Here is a 21,383-nt window from a genome sequence, read left to right as displayed (position 1 = left end):
ACCCGCGTGTACTGCGGCCGGAGTAGGCGCCGGACAGGGAACGGGACCTGGGGCCTACGGATCTGCTCCCACGGACGAGCCGGAGCCGGCGGGCGTGTGACCCCGTAAGAGGCACATGACCTTGTAAGCCGCAACGGCCGGGTCCGAACTGAGAGTTCGGACCCGGCCGTTGCGCATGCCCGCGGACGGTTGCCTCTACGGCAGGGCCAGCATGCGTTCCAGGGCCAGCTTCGCGAACTTCTCCGTCTCCCGGTCGACCTCGATGCGGTTGACCAGGTTGCCCTCGGCGAGGGACTCCAGGGCCCAGACCAGGTGGGGGAGGTCGATGCGGTTCATGGTGGAGCAGAAGCAGACCGTCTTGTCGAGGAAGACGATCTCCTTGCCCTCGGGCGCGAAACGGTTCGCCAGGCGGCGGACCAGGTTCAGCTCCGTGCCGATGGCCCACTTGGAGCCGGCCGGGGCGGCCTCCAGGGCCTTGATGATGTACTCCGTCGAGCCGACGTAGTCGGCGGCGGCCACGACCTCGTGCTTGCACTCGGGGTGGACCAGCACGTTCACGCCGGGGATCCGGGCGCGCACATCGTTCACGGAGTCCAGGCCGAAGCGGCCGTGGACCGAGCAGTGGCCGCGCCACAGGATCATCTTGGCCGCGCGCAGCTCGTCCGCGGTCAGCCCGCCGTTCGGCTTGTGCGGGTTGTAGACCACGCAGTCGTCGAGGGACATGCCCATGTCGCGGACGGCGGTGTTGCGGCCGAGGTGCTGGTCCGGCAGGAACAGCACCTTGTCGCCCTGCTCGAAGGCCCACTCCAGGGCCCGCTTCGCGTTGGACGAGGTGCAGATCGTGCCGCCGTGCCTGCCCGTGAACGCCTTGATGTCCGCGGACGAGTTCATGTACGAGACGGGCACGACCTGGTCGGCTATGCCGGCCTCCGTCAGCACGTCCCAGCACTCCGCGACCTGCTCCGCGGTGGCCATGTCGGCCATGGAGCAGCCGGCGGCGAGGTCGGGCAGCACGACCTTCTGGTCGTCGGTCGTCAGGATGTCGGCCGACTCGGCCATGAAGTGCACACCGCAGAACACGATGTACTCGGCCTCCGGGCGGGCCGCCGCGTCGCGCGCCAGCTTGAAGGAGTCGCCCGTGACGTCCGCGAACTGGATGACCTCGTCGCGCTGGTAGTGGTGGCCGAGCACGAACACCTTGTCGCCGAGCTTCGCCTTGGCCGCGCGGGCGCGCTCGACCAGGTCGGGGTCGGACGGCGAGGGCAGGTCGCCGGGGCATTCGACGCCGCGCTCGCTCTTCGGGTCGGCCTCACGGCCGAGGAGCAGCAGGGCGAGGGGAGTCGGCTGGACGTCGAGCTCCGGGGTCTGGGCGGTGGTCACGACACGCACCCTTTCTTCTTTTCGTCGAACTGACGCTATCTATCATAACCCGCTTCACGTCACTTTGACGATGGTCATAGCGTCTATGTGACGTGAATCCCGGCGGACCCGACCGTCGCTCACTGTCCGCTCCACCGCGTATGTGCGAGCATGAGGAGGAAGAGGACGCAAGTGCTCGGCCCGGAATGAATCCGCGGGCCCGACGGTTGCACTCGTCGGCAAGCAGTCTCCGTACAACCCGGGAGAGATGTAGATGTCCGTATCGGACGAGACCAGCACCGTCACCGACGGCATCGTTCTGACCGACGCCGCCGCGTCCAAGGTCAAGGCCCTGCTCGACCAGGAAGGCCGTGACGACCTCGCGCTGCGCGTGGCCGTCCAGCCCGGCGGCTGCTCCGGCCTGCGCTATCAGCTCTTCTTCGACGAGCGTTCCCTCGACGGCGACGTCGAGAAGGACTTCGGCGGGGTCAAGGTCGTCACCGACCGCATGAGCGCCCCGTACCTGGGCGGCGCCACCGTCGACTTCGTGGACACGATCGAGAAGCAGGGCTTCACCATCGACAACCCGAACGCGACCGGCTCCTGCGCCTGCGGCGACTCCTTCAGCTGAGTCGCACCCTGAACTGAACACCGCGAAGGCGGCGGCCCCCTCCGACAGGGCCGCCGCCTTCGTGCTTTCGTGATCCGCCCGAAGAGCCCGGGCTCTAGCGGGCCGAGGGCGGTGCGGGCAGTCGGGCTCCCGGCTTGGTGAGCGGGACGGCCGAGCCGTCCGTGCCGACGACCTTTCGGGTGCCGAGCGGCTGGTCCAGCCGCACGGTCTGCGCGTACTGCTTGGCGATCAGGACGCACACCTTGTCCGGCCACGGCGTCTCCGTCACCCTGACCGTCACCTCGTCCGCGCTCTCCTCCGCGGACGCCTTGTAGTCGGCGCACACCCCGCCCGTGAAGCTCACGGTCAGTTCCCTGTCGTCGGACGTGTAGCCGTCCACCTTGACGTTCCGCGCGGTCGGCGCCTCGGTCGCGGTCGGCCGGTCACCCGGCGAGGTCGGGGCCGCGGACGGCGCCGTGGACGGTGCCGACGCCGGCACCAGGTACTTCGGGTCGATCGCCGGATGGGTCACCGTGAAGGTGCCCCGCGCGTCCGTGCCCCGCACCTCGAACAGCCAGGACGGCACCAGCGCCTGCCGCCCGTCCACCGAGTGCGAGGCCAGCCCGAACACCGCGTGCTCGACCGTCACCGCGGCCGTGTCCTGCTTCGGCGCCGTCGTCGAGGAGCCGCACGGCTGCTCCAGACGGTCCTTCATCGGTACGGGGCTGGCGCAGCCGCCGATGCCCATGCGGTGGTCGGTGTGCGGCGCCGCGTTCATCAGGTCAAGGGTCTTGCGCGCGCTCAGGACGGGGTACGTGTCGCTCTTGGCCGGCGACTTCAGCAGCCCGTTGCCGCCGATCACCTCGCCCTGCTTGTCGACGGTCAGCCCCGTCGTCCAGCCGTACGTGGGCAGTCCGCCCACCACCGGGTCGGCGTTCACCACCCGCTGGGCGCCCATGACCTGGTTCGCGTCCACCTTCGCGTCGTCCTGGCCCAGCGCCTTCAGGATCGGTGCCGCCGCCTTCTTCGCGGCCGTCACGGTCACCGGGTCGTCCGCCGGGGCGCCCGGGTCCTGCGCGCAGACGAGGGTGCCCTTGCAGTTGTCGGTGCCCGGCGCGTACCGGCTGAAGGTCCAGGAGCCGGGCGCCTCCTTGTTCACCCGCAGGCTCGGCCCCGCGGCGTCCCGGCCGACCCGCCAGGTCTGTCCCTCGGCCACCGGCGTCCCGTCGATCCCGAGCGCCTTGGCCAGCCGGGCCACCTCGTCCTGGGTGACCTGGCCCTGCGCCCGGTACACGGCCGCCGAGCCGGGGCCGTCCGGCAGCGAGCCGCCGACCTCGTAGCGCACGCCGTACGGATTGGGTTCACCGGGCGCGATGCCCTCCGTACCCCCCTCGGAGACACCGTCGAGCGCGAGCGGCGGGGGAGTCCCGTCCCCGCCGGGCGCCGACGATCCCGTACCGCCGCGGGAGTCGCCGTTCGCGTGGGCGGCCAGGTACGTCCCGCCGATGCCGACCAGCAGCACGGCGGCCGCGACGGAGGCAGCGACCAGTGGAGACTTCCGCCGCCCGGACCGCTCACCGCCGTCTCCGTCGGCGTCCCTGTCGGCCGCGACGACCCTGGTCTGCACGACCGGCGCGTCGGCCTCGACCGGCGCCTCGGCCTCGACAGAGGCCTCAGGGGCAGGAGGCGTCTCGGCCTCAGCAGAGGCCTCACCGTCAACAGAGGCCTCAGCCTCGCCAGAGGCCTCGCCATCGACAGGCGTCCCGGCCTCGCCAGAGGCCTCACCGTCAAGAGGGATCTCAGCCTCGGCAGAAGCCTCGCCGTCGGCAGAGGCTTCAGCGGCAACAGAGGCCTCACCCTCAACCTCGGCGCCGGCCACGGCGCCCGCGTCGTCGTCGCGGTCGGGTCGCTCGGTGTTCACCGCATCGCTCCTTGTGGGGTCGTATCGCGCATCCCCTTCTCGGGGGACGGCGATGGGACGCACCGGGGGAGCGCACGGTTCCCTGATCGGGCGCCGGTTCAGCCGACCGGCGCAGTCTCAGTCCCCGTAGTCGGACATCGCGTCCAGGAGCCGCGCCGACTTGGCCGGAACGGACACCCCGTGGATGAGTGACGGCGACACCGGGTGGGAATGGACGTGAGGGGGAACCGCCCAGTGGGGGGCCATCCGGGCACAGTCACCGCGCAGCGACGCCAGGTCGCCGTCGGGGTCGGCCGGAGCGGGGGCAGAGACCTTCAGGTTCGTCATAGGCGCCACCGTAAGCACGCCGAGGTGCGCGAAGAAAGATCTACTATCGGGTAGTTTTGCCAGCTTCAGGCCGTTGCCCGCACCGGGTAGCGTGAACTGTCGACCCGCCCTCCCGTCTCCCACCACCCTTCCAACGAGCGCTATCGCGCGCTCCTTCCCATTTCTCAGGAGCGTCCACGCCGTGCGCATCGCAGTCACCGGCTCCATCGCCACCGACCACCTCATGACCTTCCCCGGCCGATTCGCCGACCAGTTCGTCGCGGACCAGCTGCACACGGTCTCGCTCTCCTTCCTGGTCGACAATCTCGACGTACGCCGCGGAGGCGTCGGCGCGAACATCGCGTTCGGCATGGGGCAGCTCGGCTCGAAGCCGATCCTGGTCGGCGCCGCGGGCTTCGACTTCGACGACTACCGTGCCTGGCTCGACCGGCACGGCGTCGACACCGACTCGGTCCGTATCTCCGAGACCCTGCACACCGCCCGCTTCGTGTGCACCACCGACGCCGACCACAACCAGATCGGCTCCTTCTACACCGGTGCCATGAGCGAGGCCCGGCTCATCGAGCTGAAGACCGTCGCCGACCGCGTCGGCGGCCTCGACCTGGTCCTCATCGGCGCCGACGACCCGGAGGGCATGCTCCGCCACACCGAGGAGTGCCGCTCCCGGAACATCCCGTTCGCCGCCGACTTCTCCCAGCAGATCGCCCGCATGGACGGCGAAGAGATCCGGATACTGCTGGACGGCGCGACGTACCTCTTCTCCAACGAGTACGAGAAGGGCCTGATCGAGTCCAAGACCGGCTGGACCGACGAGGAGATCCTCGGCAAGGTCGGCCACCGCGTCACCACCCTCGGCTCGCGCGGCGTCCGCATCGAGCGGGCCGGCGAGGACCCGATCGAGGTCGGCTGCCCCGAGGAGGAGCGCAAGGCCGACCCCACCGGCGTCGGCGACGCCTTCCGCGCCGGTTTCCTGTCCGGTCTCGCCTGGGGCGTCTCCCAGGAGCGCGCCGCCCAGGTCGGCTGCATGCTCGCCACCCTCGTCATCGAGACGGTCGGAACCCAGGAGTACCAACTGCGCCGCGCCCACTTCATGGACCGCTTCACCAAGGCGTACGGCCACGACGCCGCCGCCGAGGTCAAGCGGCACCTGGCCTAGTTCAGGACACCCGGCGGACCACATAGGCCGAGCCGTGGTCCGCCGGCTCCTCGCCGACGTACTCCTGGCCCCGCATCTCGCACCACGCGGGGATGTCCAGCCGCGCGGCCTCGTCGTCCGCCAGTACCCGTACCGTGCCGCCCACCGGTACGTCCCCGATGACCTTCGCCAGCTCGATGACCGGGATCGGGCACCGCTTGCCGAGGGCGTCCACCACCAGCACGTCGGCCTCCGGGGCCGTGGTCGCCGGCGCCGGGGCGCCCAGCTTCTCCCGTACTCCCGCCACCACGCCCGGCAGCACCGCCAGGAACCGCTCCACGTCCTCCCGCGCCGTCCCCGGCGGCAGCGACACCCGGACGTTCCCCTCGCTCAGCACCCCCATCGCCCTCAGCACATGGCTCGGCGTCAGCGTGCTGCTCGTACAGGACGATCCGGACGAGACGGAGAAACCCTCCCGGTCCAACTCGTGCAGCACGGTCTCCCCGTCGACATAGAGACAGGAGAAGGTGACGATCCCGGGCACCCGCCGCTCCGGATCGCCGACCACCTCCACGTCCGGCACCAACTCCGGTACCCGCGCCCGGATCCGCTCCGTCAGTTCCCGCAGCCGCACCGACTCCTGGGCCGCCTCGGCCCGTACCGCCCGCAGCGAGGCCGCGGCGGCGACGATCGCCGGGAGGTTCTCGAACCCGGCCGCCCGCCCCGACTCCCTTTCGTCCACGGGCCCTTGGGCCGCGAACCGCACCCCCTTGCGCACCACGAGCAGCCCGACCCCGGACGGCCCGCCCCATTTGTGGGCGCTCGCCGTCAGCAGCGACCAGTCGCCCTCCACCCGTCCCCAGCCCAGCGACTGGGCCGCGTCCACCAGCAGCGGCACCCCGGCCGCCCGGCACACCTCGGCCACCTCCGCCACCGGCTGCGCGGTGCCCACCTCGTGGTTGGCCGACTGCAGGCACGCCAGTGCGGTGTCCGCGCGCAGGGCGTCCGCGTACGACGCCGTGGTCACCGCCCCCGTCCGCAGCACCGGCACCCGGGTCACCGTCCCGCCGTCCGCCTCCCACGCCTCAGCCGAATGGAGCACTGAGGAGTGTTCGACCGCTGACACGATCAGGTGACGCCCGACCCGCCGCCGCCCGGCCAACGCCCCCGCGACCCCGCTGTGCACGGCACGCGTACCGGACGAGGTGAACACCAGCTCATCGGTCCGGCACCCCACGGCCTCCGCGGCCGCCTCCCGCGCGGCGTCCAGCAGCAACCGCGCCCGCCGGCCTTCCCGGTACAGCCGGGACGGGTCGGCCCACCCCTCGTCCAGGGAGGCCAACAACGCCTGACGGGCCACAGGATGAAGGGGAGCGCTGGAGGCGGAGTCGAAGTAGGACATACAGCAACGTTAAAGCTTCCGCAGGTCAGGCAGGGGTGCGGGACCGTGCCCAGGTGCGGCTGCGCCCCGCGGAGGCGAGCAACCACAGCGATCCCGCACCCGCCGAACCACCCGAACCCCCGAGCTACTGGGCGCTTTCGGGTGACCCGTAGCGCGTATGGCACCCTCCCCGCGAACCCCCGGAGGGCGTCGGCTAGGGTTTGGTCCGCATAAACATCCAAACCCCTGCCCGACGCAGGGCGGCGACCGACCAGCGAGAAGGCCGCAGCCGACCGCGCGGGCGAGACTCTCGGGAAGGCGCTACGTGAGTCCCAACGGCTCCGACCGCTCGCCGCGGCGCCCGATGCGGCGGAAGCTGCTGCAGGCATTGACCGCGGGCCTGGTCCTGGCGACCGCTACCGGTTGCACATACAAGGACTTCCCCCGCCTTGGTATGCCCACCCCGGTCACGGAAGAGGCTCCGCGGATCCTCTCCCTGTGGCAGGGCTCCTGGGCTGCCGCGCTCGCCGTCGGCGTGCTGGTGTGGGGCCTGATCCTGTGGAGCGCCATGTTCCACCGGCGCAGCCGCACCAAGGTCGAGGTACCTCCGCAGACCCGGTACAACATGCCGATCGAGGCCCTGTACACGGTGGTCCCGATCATCATCATCTCGGTCCTGTTCTACTTCACGGCCCGGGACGAGACGAAGCTCCTGGACCTCTCCAAGAAGCCCGACGTCACGGTCAACGTGGTCGGCTTCCAGTGGAGCTGGGGCTTCAACTACATCGCGGACGTCCCCGGTTCCACCGGCAACGCCAAGACGTCTCCGGAACTGCTCGCCATTCCGGACCGGTTCAAGAAGGACTTCCCGGCGAACGCCGGCGGCGTCTACGACGTCGGCACGCCGGGCACGAGGAACCCGCAGACCGGCAACCCCGGCCCGACCCTCTGGCTCCCCGAGGGCAAGACGGTTCGCTTCGTCCTCACCTCGCGTGACGTCATCCACTCCTTCTGGGTGGTGCCCTTCCTGATGAAGCAGGACGTCATCCCGGGCCACACCAACGCCTTCCAGGTGATCCCCAACCACGAGGGCACCTTCATGGGCAAGTGCGCCGAACTCTGCGGCGTCGACCACTCCCGGATGCTGTTCAACGTGAAGGTCGTCTCGCCCGAGCGTTACGAGCAGCACCTCAAGGACCTCGCCAAGAAGGGGCAGACCGGTTACATTCCCGCCGGCATCGCGCAGACGCCGCACGAGAAGAACCGGGAGACGAACAACCTGTGAGCATCCTCAACGAACCCCAGGGTGCCGGGGCAGCCGAAGACTCGTATGAGAACGAGCTGCCGGTCAGGCGCAAGCAGCCCGGCAATGTCGTGGTGAAGTGGCTGACGACCACCGACCACAAGACGATCGGAACGCTGTACCTCGTCACGTCGTTCGCGTTCTTCCTGATCGGCGGCGTCATGGCGCTGCTCATGCGTGCCGAGCTGGCCCGTCCGGGCCTGCAGATCATGTCGAACGAGCAGTTCAACCAGGCGTTCACGATGCACGGCACGATCATGCTGCTGATGTTCGCGACGCCGCTGTTCGCCGGCTTCACGAACTGGATCATGCCGCTCCAGATCGGTGCCCCCGACGTCGCGTTCCCGCGGCTGAACATGTTCGCCTACTGGCTCTACCTGTTCGGCTCGACGATCGCGGTCGGTGGCTTCCTCACCCCGGACGGCGCGGCCGACTTCGGCTGGTTCGCCTACTCCCCGCTGTCGGACGCGGTCCGCTCGCCGGGCATCGGCGCCGACATGTGGATCATGGGTCTGGCCTTCTCCGGCTTCGGCACCATCCTCGGTGCGGTCAACTTCATCACCACGATCATCTGCATGCGTGCCCCGGGCATGACCATGTTCCGGATGCCGATCTTCGTGTGGAACGTGCTGCTGACCGCCGTCCTGGTCCTGCTCGCCTTCCCGGTCCTGGCCGCCGCGCTGTTCGCCCTGGAGGCGGACCGTAAATTCGGCGCCCATGTGTTCGACGCGGCAAATGGCGGCGCACTGCTGTGGCAACACCTCTTCTGGTTCTTCGGACACCCAGAGGTGTACATCATCGCGCTGCCGTTCTTCGGCATCATCTCCGAGGTCATCCCGGTCTTCTCCCGCAAGCCGATGTTCGGCTACATGGGTCTGATCGCCGCGACCATCTCGATCGCCGGTCTGTCCGTGACCGTGTGGGCCCACCACATGTACGTCACCGGCGGTGTGCTGCTGCCGTTCTTCTCCTTCATGACCTTCCTGATCGCGGTCCCGACCGGTGTGAAGTTCTTCAACTGGATCGGCACCATGTGGAAGGGCTCGCTCTCGTTCGAGACGCCCATGCTGTGGGCCACCGGCTTCCTGATCACCTTCACGTTCGGTGGTCTGACCGGTGTCATCCTGGCCTCGCCGCCGATGGACTTCCACGTCTCCGACTCGTACTTCGTGGTGGCCCACTTCCACTACGTGGTCTTCGGTACGGTCGTCTTCGCGATGTTCTCCGGCTTCCACTTCTGGTGGCCGAAGATGACGGGCAAGATGCTCGACGAGCGCCTCGGCAAGATCACCTTCTGGACGCTGTTCATCGGCTTCCACGGCACCTTCCTGGTCCAGCACTGGCTGGGTGCGGAGGGCATGCCGCGTCGTTACGCCGACTACCTGGCGGCCGACGGCTTCACCACGCTGAACACGATCTCGACGATCAGCTCCTTCCTGCTCGGCCTGTCGATCCTGCCGTTCCTCTACAACGTGTGGAAGACGGCCAAGTACGGCAAGAAGGTCGAGGTCGACGACCCGTGGGGCTACGGCCGTTCGCTCGAATGGGCGACGTCCTGCCCGCCGCCGCGGCACAACTTCCTCACCCTGCCGCGGATCCGCAGTGAATCCCCGGCGTTCGACCTGCACCACCCGGAGATCGCCGCCATGGAGCAGCTGGAGTTCGCCGGTCACGGCACCAGCGCCATCGCGGGCAACAAGGAGGCCGGCAAGTGAAGATCCAGGGCCGGATGTTCATGTGGCTGAGCGTCTTCGTCCTCGCCATCGCGATCGTGTACGGCGTGTGGTCGAAGGAGCCGGCCGGTACCACGGCGCTCTTCCTGGCGTTCGGCCTGTGCATCATGGTCGGCTTCTACCTGGGCTTCACCGCCCGGCGGGTCGACGCGGGTGCTCAGGACAACAAGGAGGCCGACGTCGCGGACGACGCGGGCGAGCTGGGCTTCTTCAGCCCGCACAGCTGGCAGCCGCTCGCCCTCGGCATCGGTGGCGCGCTGGCCTTCCTCGGTGTGGCGGTCGGCTGGTGGCTGCTGTACTTCTCGGCACCGATCATCCTGGTCGGCCTGTTCGGCTGGGTCTTCGAGTACTACCACGGTGAGAACCGCACCCAGTAGCACGCGCCGAGCGCTTCGGAAGCCCGGACACCCCCTCGGGGAGTCCGGGCTTCCGCCTTTCCCGGAGGGCTCCGGCGGGGCCCGTACGGCTCTGTGGGCGCCCTTCGGGTGCGACCGTTCCCTCGTCCGCCTCACCCACCGCGCCCCGGCTCGCGAACCTTCCTAGCGTGAGGTCATGAGCACCTCTCCGCGCACCCGCACCGTCGTCGGCTGCACGCTGCTGGCGACCGCCCTCGGCGCGGCCGTCACCGCCTGCAGCGCGGACGGCGACCCGCTGTCCGCGAAGCCGTACGACGCGGCGGACCAGATCTCCTTCAACACCCCCACCCAGGCGGGGAAGAAGGCCGACCCGGACAAACCCCTGGAGATCACCTCCGAGAGCGGTGACGGGCGCATCACGGACGTCACGGCCACGGACGCCACGGGCCGCTACGTGGCGGGCGAACTCGACGCCGACGGCAGCCGCTGGCACAGCACCGCCCCGCTCGCCGCCAACGCCCACTACACGGTGCGGGTCAGCACGGAGGACGACGACGGCGCACCCGGCCGCAAGGTCATCACCTTCGACACCAGCGCGCCCACCACCCGCAAGACCCTGGACGTCACGTTCGGGCCGAAGGCGGGCCAGTACGGCGTCGGGCAGCCCATCACGGCCGACCTCAACCAGCCGGTCAAGGACAAGGCCCAGCGTGCCGTGGTCGAAGGCGCCCTCAGGGTGGACTCCACGCCCGCGGTGGCCGGCTCCTGGTACTGGGTGAGCGACAAGCAGCTGCACTTCCGCCCCAAGGACTACTGGCCCGCGCACGCCACCATCCAGGTGCACAGCAACCTGGAGGGCATCAGGGTCGCCGACCGCCTGTGGGGCGGCAAGGCCAAACCCCTGCGGATCACCACCGGGGACAAGCTGCTCGCCGTCACGGACGCCGCCACGCACCAGATGAAGGTGTACAAGAACGGCCAGGAGATCAACCAGATCCCCATCACCACCGGCAAGGCCGGCTACGAGACCCGCAACGGTGTCAAGGTCGTACTGGAGAAGCAGTACTTCGTACGGATGCGCGGCACCACGGTCGGCATCTCCGAGGGCGACCCCGACTCGTACGATCTGCCGGTCTACTACGCGACCCGGGTCACCTGGTCCGGCGAGTACGTGCACGCCGCGCCGTGGTCCGTCGGCTCACAGGGCCTCGAGAACGTCAGCCACGGCTGCACCGGTATGAACAACACCAACGCCGAATGGTTCTTCAACACCTTCCACCCGGGCGACCTGGTCCAGGTCATCAACTCCAACGGCCACGAGATGGAGCCGTTCGGCAACGGCTTCGGCGACTGGAACGTCGCCTGGGCGAAGTGGCGCACGGGCAGCGCCCTGGCCCAGGGCACGAAGGACAGCCCGAGTCCGGAGGAGGCGGACCGGCTCCGGCCGACGGCCGTGTGACCCGTCCGGACGGCCGCAGGACGCGGCCGCACGGCCGTGAGGCATCTCGGGGTGCGGGGCGTCCAACACCCCCCGCACCCCGCTCCGCCAGGCCCTGTCGTCAAACTCCCGCCTGCCTCGCGACGCCATGCACGCTCCCCCAAGCTCTTCGAGCAGGGGACCCCCACTCGCCGCACCGGCCCCTGACCCAAGTACATCCAGTACGAGGGCCAGGAGCCGGCACTCCCCCAGCCTTCGGCCGGGCGGACCCCCAGAGCACGCTCCCCCAAGCTCTCGGCTCCGCTCGAGCAGGGGGGACCCCCATGACGCCGCAAGGCCCGCCCTGCGGGCGGACGACGTGAGTTCGACGACAGGACCTAGGCGCTCAGCAGCCTCTGTCGGCGCAGCAGGGCGGCCAGGGCCGCCGCGAACTCCACCGGCTCCACAGGCAGCGTCACAGCACCGTCCGCGCGGCTCCACGTGGCGAGCCAGGCGTCCTGCGGGCGTCCGATCAGCACGAGCACCGGCGGGCAGTTGAAGACCTCGTCCTTGATCTGCCGGCACACGCCCATGCCGCCCATGGGCACGGCCTCGCCGTCGAGCACGCAGACGTCGATCCCGCCCTTGTCCAGTTCGGTCAGCACCGCCTGGGGCGTCGCGCACTCCACGAACTCCACCACGGGGACGTCCGGAGCCGGCCGCCGGCCCGTGGCGAGCCGGACTTGTTCGCGGGTGTTGGAGTCGTCGCTGTAGACCAGCACCGTGGCGGTCGGCTGCATTGTTCCTCCGGGACGTCAGCGTCGTACGGACAGGACCGATGCGGCGGATGCTACCCCTTCCGACACCTTGTCAACACTGGCTCGGACACGACTTCGAAGGACCCCTTGATGGGCCATCCGGGCAGTACACACGGTACGGACACTCCGAACGGCACCCCCCGGAGTGAGGGCGGGATAAGCGACCGACATAATGTCGGTCGTGGCGACAGCAACGACAGTAGATACCGGGCACGCGCACCCGTCGGTCAACCGGCCGAACCTCACCAGCGTCGGAACCATCATCTGGCTGAGTTCCGAGCTGATGTTCTTCGCGGCCCTCTTCGCGATGTACTTCACCCTGCGATCGGTGACCGGTCCCGAGCACTGGAAGCACATGGCCGAGGCCTTGAACTTCCCCTTCTCGGCGACGAACACCACGGTCCTGGTGCTCTCCTCCTTCACCTGCCAGATGGGCGTGTTCGCGGCCGAGCGCGGCGACGTGAAGAAGCTCCGGGCCTGGTTCATCGTCACCTTCATCATGGGTGCGATCTTCATCGGCGGTCAGATCTACGAGTACACCGAGCTGGTGAAGAAGGACGGGCTCTCGCTCTCCTCCGACCCGTACGGCTCGGTGTTCTACCTGACCACCGGTTTCCACGGCATGCACGTGACGGGCGGCCTCATCGCCTTCCTGTTCGTCCTCGGCCGCACCTACGCGGCGAAGAGGTTCACCCACGAGCAGGCGACCGCGGCCATCGTCGTGTCCTACTACTGGCACTTCGTCGATGTCGTCTGGATCGGCCTCTTCGCCACGATCTACATGATCAAGTAGCCGGGCCCGATCCCGCGTGCGTTCCAGAAACGCACTTCCCAGAAGCATCGACGCAGAAGATCCTGACACCGGGGTAATCCGTGAAAAAGCTCTCCGCACGACGACGCCATCCGTTGGCGGCGGTCGTCGTCCTACTCCTCGCGCTGGCGGCCACGGGGGGGCTGTACTCCGCGTTCGCGCCCGCGAGCAAGGCGCAGGCAGATGAAACCGCCCAGTCCCTGACCATCGAACAGGGCAAGAAGCTCTACGAGGTCGGCTGCGCCAGCTGCCACGGCACCGGTGGCCAGGGCTCCTCCGACGGGCCGAGCCTGGTCGGCGTGGGCGCCGCGGCCGTCGACTTCCAGGTCGGCACCGGCCGTATGCCCGCCGCCACCTCCCAGGGCGCCCAGGTCCCGCGCAAGAAGCCCACCTACACCCAGCCCCAGATCGACATGCTCGCGGCGTACATCGCCTCGCTGGGTGCCGGTCCCGAGGTGCCGACGAAGGAGCAGTACGGCCCGGAGGGTGCGGACATCGCCGCGGGTGGCGAACTGTTCCGCACCAACTGCGCGCAGTGCCACAACTTCACCGGCAAGGGTGGCGCGCTGACCGACGGCAAGTACGCTCCGACCCTTGAGGGTGTCGACCCGAAGCACATCTACGAGGCCATGCAGACGGGCCCGCAGAACATGCCGTCCTTCCCCGACACCACCATGACGGAGAAGAACAAGAAGGACATCATCGCGTACCTGAACGCGGTCGACGGCAGCGGGACGCAGAACCCGGGCGGTCTTGAGCTGGGCGGCCTCGGGCCGGTCACCGAGGGTCTGTTCGCCTGGATCTTCGGTCTCGGCGCCCTGATCGCGGTCGCCGTCTGGGTCGCCGCTCGGACCGCAAAGGCCAAGAAGTCATGAGTAGCCAAGACATTCCAGAAGAGAACCTGCCCGCTGAGCAGGAAGCCGCGCGCGGCGCGGTAGGCGTCGCGGACGAGAAGAACCCGTTCGCCAACCCGGGCCTCCCGCCGCACGAGCACCGGATCCAGGACATCGACGAGCGGGCCGCCAAGCGGTCCGAGCGCGTCGTCGCCCTGCTGTTCACGGTGTCGATGCTGGCCACCGTCGCCTTCATCGCCGCGTACGTGGCGATCCCGTCCGACAAGTCGATCTTCGTCTTCCCGATCGGCCACATCAGCGCGCTGAACTTCGCGCTGGGGCTGACCCTCGGCACGGCGCTGTTCTGCATCGGCGCGGGCGCGGTCCACTGGGCCCGCACCCTGATGTCCGACGTGGAGATCACCGACGAGCGTCACCCGATCGAGGCCCCGGCCGAGGTCCGCGCGAAGGTTCTCGCGGACTTCAAGCAGGGCGCCAAGGAATCCGCGATCGGCCGTCGCGGTCTGATCCGCACCACGATGTTCGGTGCGCTCACGCTGGTGCCGCTCGCCGGCGTCGTGCTGCTGCGCGACCTCGGCCCGCTGCCCGGGACCTCGCTCCGCCACACCCTGTGGTCCAAGGGCAAGCTGCTCGTCAACATGAACACCAACGAGCCGCTGCGTCCCGAGGACGTCGCCGTCGGCTCGCTGACCTTCGCCAAGCCCGAGGGCCTGGAGGAGACCGACGAGGAGTTCCAGACCGAGATCGCCAAGGCGGCCCTGATGATCGTCCGGCTGCAGCCGGACAACATCAAGGACAAGCGCGAGCTCGAGTGGTCGCACGAGGGCATCGTGGCGTACTCGAAGATCTGCACCCACGTCGGTTGCCCGATCTCGCTGTACGAGCAGCAGACGCACCACGTGCTGTGCCCCTGCCACCAGTCCACCTTCGACCTCTCCGACGGTGCCCGAGTGATCTTCGGTCCCGCCGGTCACGCCCTGCCGCAGCTCCGCATCGGCGTGAACGACGAGGGCTACCTCGAGGCGCTCGGCGACTTCGAAGAGCCCGTCGGTCCTGCATTCTGGGAGCGCGGATGAGCACTGCGACGAACGAAGAGTCCCGCTCGCGCGGGAAGGCACCGGCCGGCGAGCGCGTCGCCGACTGGGCCGATGGCCGACTCGGGATCTACTCCCTGGCCAAGTCCAACATGCGCAAGATCTTCCCCGACCACTGGTCGTTCATGTTGGGCGAAGTGTGCATGTACAGCTTCATCATCATCATCCTCACGGGTGTGTACCTGACGCTGTTCTTCCACCCGTCGATGAACGAGGTGGAGTACCACGGCAGCTACGTCCCGCTGCAGGGACAGCTGATGTCCGAGGCGTTCAGCTCGACGCTGCACATCTCCTTCGACGTGCGCGGTGGTCTGCTCATGCGGCAGATCCACCACTGGGCCGCGCTGATCTTCCTGGCCGGCATGTTCGTGCACATGATGCGCGTGTTCTTCACCGGCGCGTTCCGCAAGCCGCGTGAGATCAACTGGCTGTTCGGCTTCCTGCTGTTCGTCCTGGGCATGTTCACCGGCTTCACCGGTTACTCGCTCCCGGACGACCTGCTCTCCGGCACCGGTGTCCGCTTCATGGAGGGCGCGATCCTGTCCGTGCCGATCGTCGGCACGTACCTGTCGTACTTCCTCTTCGGCGGCCAGTTCCCCGGCCACGACTTCGTGGCCCGGTTCTACTCGGTGCACATCCTGCTGCTGCCGGGCATCATGCTGGGCCTGATGGTGGCCCACCTGATCCTGGTCTTCTACCACAAGCACACGCAGTTCGCGGGTCCCGGCAAGTCCGAGAAGAACGTCGTCGGCATGCCGCTGCTGCCGGTCTACATGGCCAAGGCCGGAGGCTTCTTCTTCCTGGTCTTCGGTGTCATCGCGGCCATCGCCGCGGTCGCGCAGATCAACCCGATCTGGGCCATGGGCCCCTACCGTCCGGACCAGGTGTCCACCGGCGCCCAGCCCGACTGGTACATGGGCTTCTCCGAGGGTCTGATTCGCTTCATGCCGGGCTGGGAGGTCAACTTCTGGGGTCACACGCTCGTCCTGGGCGTGTTCATCCCGCTGGTGATCTTCCCGCTGGTCCTGGTCGCGATCGCGGTCTACCCGTTCATCGAGTCCTGGATCACCGGCGACAAGAGCGAGCACCACATCCTGGACCGCCCGCGCAACGCCCCCACGCGCACCGGCCTCGGTGTCGCCTGGATGACGGTGTACCTGACGCTGCTGATCGGCGGCGGCAACGACCTGTGGGCCACGCACTTCCACCTGTCGATCAACGCGGTCACCTGGTTCGTCCGGATCTTCGTGTTCGTCGGACCGGTTCTCGCGTTCCTCATCACCAAGCGGATCTGCCTCGGCCTGCAGCGCCGGGACCGGGACAAGGTGCTGCACGGTCGCGAGACCGGCATCATCAAGCGCCTGCCGCACGGTGAGTTCATCGAGGTCCACGAGCCGCTCAGCCAGGAGCAGCTGCACACCCTCACGGCTCACCACCAGTACGAGCCGGCCGAGATCGGCCCGCTGGTCGACGAGAACGGTGTCGAGCGCAAGGTGGCGGGCACGCAGAAGCTGCGCGCCAAGCTCAGCGACGCGCTCTACGGCGAGGACTCCCAGATCCCGAAGCCCACCGTCGAGGAGTACAAGGAGATCACGAGCGGCCACGGCCACCACTGATCGCTGCGCACGCCACGCCACGGCAGGGGCCCCGTCCGGTGTTCGGACGGGGCCCTTCGCCGTGTCCTGCGGCTGGATAGGGTGGACCTCGTCGAGACTCGCGTTCCGGAATCCGGGACCTCACCCAGGAGCGGCTTATGAGCGCTGTGACCCCCGCTGGAGGCGACACCGCGGCGGGCCGTTCCTGGCCCGAGGTACTGAACGCCCTGCTCGACGGCCGTGACCAGAGCGCCGACGCGACGGCCTGGGCCATGGACCGGATCATGCGCGGCGAGGCGACCGACGCGCAGATCGCCGGGTTCGTGGTGGCCCTGCGGGCCAAGGGCGAAACCGTCGAGGAGATCACCGGTGTGGTCCGGGCGATGTACGAGCACGCCAAGGTGATCGAGGTGTCGGGCCGTACGGTCGACATCGTCGGCACCGGCGGCGACGGCGCGAAGACGGTGAACATCTCCACCATGTCGGCGCTCGTGGTGGCCGGCACGGGCGCGAAGGTCGTCAAGCACGGCAACCGCGCGGCCTCGTCCGCCTCGGGTTCCTCGGACGTCCTGGAGAAGCTCGGCGTCAACCTCGACCTGACCCCCCAGCGGGTGGCCGAGGTGGCGGAGGAGGCGGGCATCACCTTCTGCTTCGCGGTCAAGTTCCACCCGGCGCTGCGTCATGTCGCCGCGGCGCGCGGCCAGTTGGGCATCCGGACCGTCTTCAACGCCCTCGGCCCGCTGACCAACCCGGCGAAGGTGAAGTCCCAGGCGATCGGTGTCGCCGACCCGCGCATGGCGCCGATCATCGCGGGCGTCCTCGCCGAACGCGGCAACTCCTCCCTGGTGTTCCGCGGCGACGACGGTCTCGACGAGCTGACCACGACGTCCACCTCCCACGTCTGGGTCGTCCGGGACGGCAAGGTCTCCGAGGAGACCTTCGACCCGCGCGACGTCGGCCTCGAACTGGTGCCGGTGGACGCCCTGCGCGGCGCCGACCCGTCCTACAACGCGGAGGTCGCGCGGCGCCTGCTGGACGGCGAGAAGGGCCCGGTACGGGACGCGGTGCTGCTGAACTCGGCGGCGGCCCTGGTGGCTCTGGAGCCGACGGGGGAGCCGCTGGCCGAGCAGCTGCGGGCCGGCATGGCCAAGGCGGCGGAGTCGATCGACTCGGGGGCGGCCAAGCGCACGCTGGAGCGCTGGGTGGCGGTCAGCAACGCCTGACCCCCGGCACGATGTGACGCGGGGCGCAGTCCGGATGCCGGACTGCGCCTTGCGCTTCGAAGATCGTGTGGCAGGATACTGAACCAGGTCATGAGTGACAGTCATTCGGCCCCGGCCGACTGTCCGGCAACCCTCCGTCCGTGGCGGGGTGCCCCGGGTGAAGACCAGGTCGCAGGCAACGAGGTCTGCGGCAAGCGCGGACCCCTCGCCCGCTCCGCAGGAGCGCAGTACCAGGGGTCCTGGTCGTCGAGGGAGCCTTCCGTGAGCAAGCGAATGCGATAGGGCCGCAGAGCCCCGCCTCCGCACACCCCTTTTCACCCTTTCCCATGTCGAGCCGTGCCCGAGGCACGTGTGCTCGCGTGGTGTTCACACCTGCCTCACGGGAGTACCCCCATGTCTGTCTCCACCGCTGTCCCCGCCCAGTCCGTTTGTGCCCCGCTGCCCGTTCTGGGCCGGGATGTCACCGTCCCGCTCGTGACCGGCGGCGAAGTCACCTACGCGGCCCTCGACTACGCGGCGAGCGCCCCCGCCCTCCAGCGCGTCTGGGACGACGTGGCGGCCTACGCGCCGTACTACGGCAGCGTCCACCGCGGTGCCGGCTACCTCTCGCAGCTCTCCACCGACCTCTTCGAGACCGCCCGCAGGACGGTCGCCGAGTTCCTCGACTGCCGCGAGGCCGACCAGGTCATCTTCACCCGGTCCACCACCGACTCGCTCAACCTGCTCGCCGCCGCGCTGCCCGCCGACTGCCAGGTCTTCGTCTTCGAGACCGAGCACCACGCCTCCCTCCTGCCCTGGAAGGACGCCCGGGTCACCTACCTGGACGCCCCGCGCACCCCGCGGCGGGCCGTCGAGACGCTGGAGCGCGCCCTGGCCGAACGGGACCCGCACGGACCGGCCCTGGTCTGCGTCACCGGCGCCTCGAACGTCACCGGCGAGCTGTGGCCGGTCCGTGAGCTGGCCGCCGCCGCGCACGCGCACGGCGCCCGGATCGTCCTGGACGCCGCCCAGCTGGCCCCGCACCACCCGGTCTCCGTCCAGGACCTCGAGGTCGACTGGGTCGCCTTCTCCGGGCACAAGCTGTACGCCCCGTTCGGTACCGGCGTCCTGGCCGGCCGCGCCGACTGGTTGCGCGCGGCCGAGCCCTACCTCGCGGGCGGCGGCGCGAGCCGCGCGGTCACGCGGCGCGAGGACGGGGGAGTGGACGTGGAGTGGCACGAGACCGCCGCCCGCCACGAGGCCGGCTCGCCGAACGTCATCGGCGCCTATGCCGTCGCGTCCGCCTGCAAGGCGCTCACGGAGGCGGGCTTCGAGGCCCTGGTCGCCCGCGAGCGGTACCTGGTCGACACCGTCCGCGCGGGCCTGGCGGAGGTCCCCGAGGTCAGGATCCTGTCCCTCTTCGGCGACGACGCCCCCCGCGTCGGTGTCCTGTCCTTCGTGGTCGAGGGCTGGAACAGCTCCCACTTCGCCGCCGCGCTCTCCGCCGAGTACGGCATCGGCGTCCGCGACGGCCTCTTCTGCGCCCACCCGCTGGTGCGCACCCTCCTCGGCGGCGACCCGCAGGCCCAGGGCGAGTGCGGCGCCCCCGAGGCCGCCCCCGGCGAGAAGTCCCTCAACGCCATCCGCGTCAGCTTCGGCGCGGGCACCCCGGACGAGCACGTCGAACGCTTCGTCGGTGCCGTGCGGGAACTGGTCCGCGACGGCGCCAAGTGGCAGTACCGCACCCAGGACGGCCGCTGCGTCCCGGCGGTCTGACCACGGCACTACGCGGCCCGGGGTGCTCGCAGCGGCGCCTTCGGGCGGTCGTCGTACAGGTCCCCGGCGGGGGCGCTGGGGGTGGGTGCGGAACGCACGTCGAGTGCTTCGTCGGTGCCGTGCGGGAACTGGCCCTTGACGGCGCCAAGTGGCAGTACCGCACCCAGGACGGCCGCTGTGTTCCGGCGGTCTGACCACGGCACTACGCGGCCCGGGGTGTTCGCGGCAGCGCCTTCGGGCGGTCGTCGTACAGGTCCCCGGCGGGGGCGCTGGGGGTGGGTGCGGAACGCACGTCGAGTGCTTCGTCGGTGCCGTGAAGGGACTGGCCCTTGACGGCGCGAAGTGGCGGCTCCGCACCGAGGGCGGCCGCCGCGTCGCGGCGGCCTGACCCCGGCATTACGGCCCGGGGGCGCTCGTGGCGGCGTCCTCGGGCGGTCGTCGCGCAGGCCCCCGGCCGGGGCGCTGGGAGGTAGGTGCGGACGAGCACGTCGAGTGCTTCGTCGGTGCCGGCCGTCTGGACACGGCGCTGCGGCCCGGGGGCGTTCGTCGCGAAGGCCCCCGGCCAGGGGCCGTCCTAGTTGTCCAGACCGATGGAGAACGCCGCCTCCAGGTCGTGCTGGGAGTACGTGCGGAACGCGACGTGCGTGTCCGTGGCCTCGACGCCCGGGATCTTGCTGATGCTGCCGGGGATGACCTCGGCCAGGTCCTCGTGCTGCTGGACCCGGACCATGGCGATCAGGTCGTAGGTGCCGGTGACGGAGAAGACCTCGCTGACGCTGTCCAGCGCGGCGATCTGCTCCGCGATCTCGGGGATCCGGTCCACGCTGGTCTTGATGAGCACGATCGCGGTGATCACGGCTGGTTCTCTCCCTCGGAGGCCGTCGCTGGGGCTCTCACCCTACTCGCGGTCCAGCTGGCCTGGTCGTTCTGCCGGGGGTCCGGGGGTTGTCCCCCGGGAAGACACGGCAGTCGCCCGTCCGAAACGCACCCACGCGAAGACGAAGCCCAGCGAGAAGCCCACCAGGTGCGCGAGGTAGGCCACCCCGGGCCCCTGGGGAGCGCGGCCCGCCGCCAGCCACTGCAGGGCCACCCAGAAGGGCAGCACGACCCAGGCGGGGAAGCGCAGCGGGAGGAAGAACAGGAACGGGAGGAGACTGGTGACACGGGCTCCGGGGAACAGGTACAGGAAGGCGCCGAGGACCGCCGAGATCGCCCCGGAGGCGCCGACCAGCGACTGCTCGGCGGTGGCGTTGGCGGCCGCGTAGCCGAGCAGGGCCAGATATCCGCAGCAGACGTAGAAGAGGGTGAACTGCACGCGGCCCATCCGTTCCTCGGTCATCGCCCCGAAGACGTAGAGGAAGAGCATGTTGCCGAGCAGATGCACCCAGCTGCCGTGCACGAACAGGGCCGTGATGGGGGTGAGGGCCTCCCGGGCGGGGCCGTCGAACAGGTCCGCGGGCACGACACCCCAGTGCCGGAAGTACGCCCGCTGCGTCGCGAGCAGCGCGTCGCCGGAGCCGTACGCCGGATTGAGCCCGGATGCCGGGCCGGTCACGAAGACCAGGCAGCACAGGGCGATGAGGGCGTACGTCATCGGCGCCGGGGAGGTCCGGATCGCCCTGAGGGTCCTGCCGGTCGCCGTGCTCCAGTTGCGGATCATGAACACAGAGCATGACGTAACGGGACGCACT

The 21,383-nt window shown here is 69.4% G+C and carries 19 protein-coding genes and 1 riboswitch; of the genes, 12 read left to right on the top strand and 7 right to left on the bottom strand.

Going from position 1 to position 21,383, the window contains the following annotated elements:
- Positions 1 to 195: 195 nt before the first annotated feature.
- Complete coding sequence (nadA, locus tag ACWGKT_RS07255) at positions 196 to 1,380, bottom strand: quinolinate synthase NadA (RefSeq protein ID WP_453272828.1); 1,185 nt, start codon at positions 1,378 to 1,380, stop codon at positions 196 to 198.
- 253 nt (positions 1,381 to 1,633) lie between these two features.
- On the opposite strand from nadA, the gene ACWGKT_RS07250 reads away from it, so the two are divergent.
- Entirely contained in the window at positions 1,634 to 1,990 is a 357-nt protein-coding gene (locus ACWGKT_RS07250) for a HesB/IscA family protein (RefSeq protein WP_356141870.1), read from the top strand.
- 94 nt (positions 1,991 to 2,084) lie between these two features.
- On the opposite strand, the gene ACWGKT_RS07245 is transcribed toward ACWGKT_RS07250, so the two are convergent.
- Positions 2,085 to 3,890: a hypothetical protein gene (locus ACWGKT_RS07245; RefSeq protein ID WP_453272827.1), complete on the bottom strand. Its 1,806-nt coding sequence runs from the start codon at positions 3,888 to 3,890 to the stop codon at positions 2,085 to 2,087.
- 117 nt (positions 3,891 to 4,007) lie between these two features.
- Positions 4,008 to 4,217: a hypothetical protein gene (locus tag ACWGKT_RS07240; RefSeq protein ID WP_356141874.1), complete on the bottom strand. Its 210-nt coding sequence runs from the start codon at positions 4,215 to 4,217 to the stop codon at positions 4,008 to 4,010.
- A gap of 181 nt (positions 4,218 to 4,398) precedes the next feature.
- On the opposite strand from ACWGKT_RS07240, the gene ACWGKT_RS07235 reads away from it, so the two are divergent.
- A complete protein-coding gene (locus ACWGKT_RS07235) occupies positions 4,399 to 5,373 on the top strand; it encodes a carbohydrate kinase family protein (RefSeq protein ID WP_356141876.1) in 975 nt (324 codons plus the stop codon).
- Between the two features lies 1 nt (position 5,374).
- Here the strand turns inward: ACWGKT_RS07235 and ACWGKT_RS07230 are convergent, their stop codons facing one another.
- Positions 5,375 to 6,754: an aminotransferase class V-fold PLP-dependent enzyme gene (locus tag ACWGKT_RS07230; protein WP_453272826.1), complete on the bottom strand. Its 1,380-nt coding sequence runs from the start codon at positions 6,752 to 6,754 to the stop codon at positions 5,375 to 5,377.
- 304 nt (positions 6,755 to 7,058) lie between these two features.
- Between ACWGKT_RS07230 and ctaC the strand changes: the two genes are divergently transcribed.
- From ctaC to ACWGKT_RS07210, 4 genes are all read left to right on the top strand, one after another.
- A complete protein-coding gene (gene ctaC / locus ACWGKT_RS07225; RefSeq protein ID WP_453272825.1) occupies positions 7,059 to 8,018 on the top strand; it encodes an aa3-type cytochrome oxidase subunit II in 960 nt (319 codons plus the stop codon).
- On the top strand, positions 8,015 to 9,751 hold the full coding sequence (gene ctaD, locus ACWGKT_RS07220) for an aa3-type cytochrome oxidase subunit I (RefSeq protein WP_453272824.1): 1,737 nt from the start codon (positions 8,015 to 8,017) through the stop codon (positions 9,749 to 9,751). Before ctaC ends, ctaD begins: the two co-directional genes overlap by 4 nt.
- Entirely contained in the window at positions 9,748 to 10,146 is a 399-nt protein-coding gene (locus ACWGKT_RS07215) for a cytochrome c oxidase subunit 4 (RefSeq protein WP_235454768.1), read from the top strand. Before ctaD ends, ACWGKT_RS07215 begins: the two co-directional genes overlap by 4 nt.
- A gap of 175 nt (positions 10,147 to 10,321) precedes the next feature.
- Positions 10,322 to 11,584 carry a L,D-transpeptidase gene (locus ACWGKT_RS07210; protein WP_356140874.1) on the top strand — a complete coding sequence of 421 codons (1,263 nt, stop codon included), beginning with the start codon at positions 10,322 to 10,324 and terminating at the stop codon, positions 11,582 to 11,584.
- Between the two features lie 356 nt (positions 11,585 to 11,940).
- On the opposite strand, the gene ACWGKT_RS07205 is transcribed toward ACWGKT_RS07210, so the two are convergent.
- On the bottom strand, positions 11,941 to 12,342 hold the full coding sequence (locus ACWGKT_RS07205) for a hypothetical protein (RefSeq protein WP_453272823.1): 402 nt from the start codon (positions 12,340 to 12,342) through the stop codon (positions 11,941 to 11,943).
- 190 nt (positions 12,343 to 12,532) lie between these two features.
- Between ACWGKT_RS07205 and ctaE the strand changes: the two genes are divergently transcribed.
- From ctaE to ACWGKT_RS07175, 6 genes are all read left to right on the top strand, one after another.
- A complete protein-coding gene (gene ctaE / locus ACWGKT_RS07200; RefSeq protein ID WP_235454765.1) occupies positions 12,533 to 13,153 on the top strand; it encodes an aa3-type cytochrome oxidase subunit III in 621 nt (206 codons plus the stop codon).
- Between the two features lie 80 nt (positions 13,154 to 13,233).
- Positions 13,234 to 14,046, top strand: a complete 813-nt coding sequence (gene qcrC / locus ACWGKT_RS07195) for a cytochrome bc1 complex diheme cytochrome c subunit (protein ID WP_453272822.1) — start codon at positions 13,234 to 13,236, stop codon at positions 14,044 to 14,046.
- A complete protein-coding gene (qcrA, locus tag ACWGKT_RS07190; protein WP_453272821.1) occupies positions 14,043 to 15,101 on the top strand; it encodes a cytochrome bc1 complex Rieske iron-sulfur subunit in 1,059 nt (352 codons plus the stop codon). The genes qcrC and qcrA overlap by 4 nt, the downstream gene beginning before the upstream one ends.
- Positions 15,098 to 16,735 carry a cytochrome bc1 complex cytochrome b subunit gene (gene qcrB / locus ACWGKT_RS07185; protein WP_453272820.1) on the top strand — a complete coding sequence of 546 codons (1,638 nt, stop codon included), beginning with the start codon at positions 15,098 to 15,100 and terminating at the stop codon, positions 16,733 to 16,735. Before qcrA ends, qcrB begins: the two co-directional genes overlap by 4 nt.
- A gap of 137 nt (positions 16,736 to 16,872) precedes the next feature.
- Positions 16,873 to 17,937, top strand: coding sequence for an anthranilate phosphoribosyltransferase (gene trpD / locus ACWGKT_RS07180; RefSeq protein ID WP_453272819.1), 1,065 nt, complete (start codon positions 16,873 to 16,875; stop codon positions 17,935 to 17,937).
- Positions 17,938 to 18,023: 86 nt separating this feature from the next.
- A riboswitch (SAM riboswitch) is annotated at positions 18,024 to 18,140 on the top strand.
- Positions 18,141 to 18,330: 190 nt separating this feature from the next.
- Complete coding sequence (locus ACWGKT_RS07175; protein WP_453272818.1) at positions 18,331 to 19,692, top strand: aminotransferase class V-fold PLP-dependent enzyme; 1,362 nt, start codon at positions 18,331 to 18,333, stop codon at positions 19,690 to 19,692.
- Between the two features lie 574 nt (positions 19,693 to 20,266).
- Here ACWGKT_RS07175 and ACWGKT_RS07170 read toward each other — a convergent pair.
- Positions 20,267 to 20,548, bottom strand: a complete 282-nt coding sequence (locus ACWGKT_RS07170; RefSeq protein WP_356140858.1) for an Lrp/AsnC family transcriptional regulator — start codon at positions 20,546 to 20,548, stop codon at positions 20,267 to 20,269.
- A gap of 42 nt (positions 20,549 to 20,590) precedes the next feature.
- Entirely contained in the window at positions 20,591 to 21,352 is a 762-nt protein-coding gene (locus ACWGKT_RS07165) for a rhomboid family intramembrane serine protease (protein WP_356140856.1), read from the bottom strand.
- Between the last annotated feature and the right edge of the window lie 31 nt (positions 21,353 to 21,383).

This window comes from Streptomyces sp. NPDC054794 (genome assembly GCF_053611585.1).
This window is presented reverse-complemented; position numbering and strand designations above follow the sequence as displayed.

What these genes read in the sequence shown, in the direction of transcription:
- ACWGKT_RS07165 (WP_356140856.1), bottom strand. Translation starts at nt 21,352, where the DNA reads ATGATCCGCAACTGGAGCACGGCGACCGGCAGGACCCTCAGGGCGATC.
- ACWGKT_RS07210 (WP_356140874.1), top strand. Translation starts at nt 10,322, where the DNA reads ATGAGCACCTCTCCGCGCACCCGCACCGTCGTCGGCTGCACGCTGCTG.
- ACWGKT_RS07240 (WP_356141874.1), bottom strand. Translation starts at nt 4,217, where the DNA reads ATGACGAACCTGAAGGTCTCTGCCCCCGCTCCGGCCGACCCCGACGGC.
- qcrA (WP_453272821.1), top strand. Translation starts at nt 14,043, where the DNA reads ATGAGTAGCCAAGACATTCCAGAAGAGAACCTGCCCGCTGAGCAGGAA.
- ACWGKT_RS07250 (WP_356141870.1), top strand. Translation starts at nt 1,634, where the DNA reads ATGTCCGTATCGGACGAGACCAGCACCGTCACCGACGGCATCGTTCTG.
- ACWGKT_RS07230 (WP_453272826.1), bottom strand. Translation starts at nt 6,754, where the DNA reads ATGTCCTACTTCGACTCCGCCTCCAGCGCTCCCCTTCATCCTGTGGCC.
- ACWGKT_RS07205 (WP_453272823.1), bottom strand. Translation starts at nt 12,342, where the DNA reads ATGCAGCCGACCGCCACGGTGCTGGTCTACAGCGACGACTCCAACACC.
- ACWGKT_RS07175 (WP_453272818.1), top strand. Translation starts at nt 18,331, where the DNA reads ATGTCTGTCTCCACCGCTGTCCCCGCCCAGTCCGTTTGTGCCCCGCTG.
- ctaE (WP_235454765.1), top strand. Translation starts at nt 12,533, where the DNA reads ATGTCGGTCGTGGCGACAGCAACGACAGTAGATACCGGGCACGCGCAC.
- trpD (WP_453272819.1), top strand. Translation starts at nt 16,873, where the DNA reads ATGAGCGCTGTGACCCCCGCTGGAGGCGACACCGCGGCGGGCCGTTCC.
- qcrB (WP_453272820.1), top strand. Translation starts at nt 15,098, where the DNA reads ATGAGCACTGCGACGAACGAAGAGTCCCGCTCGCGCGGGAAGGCACCG.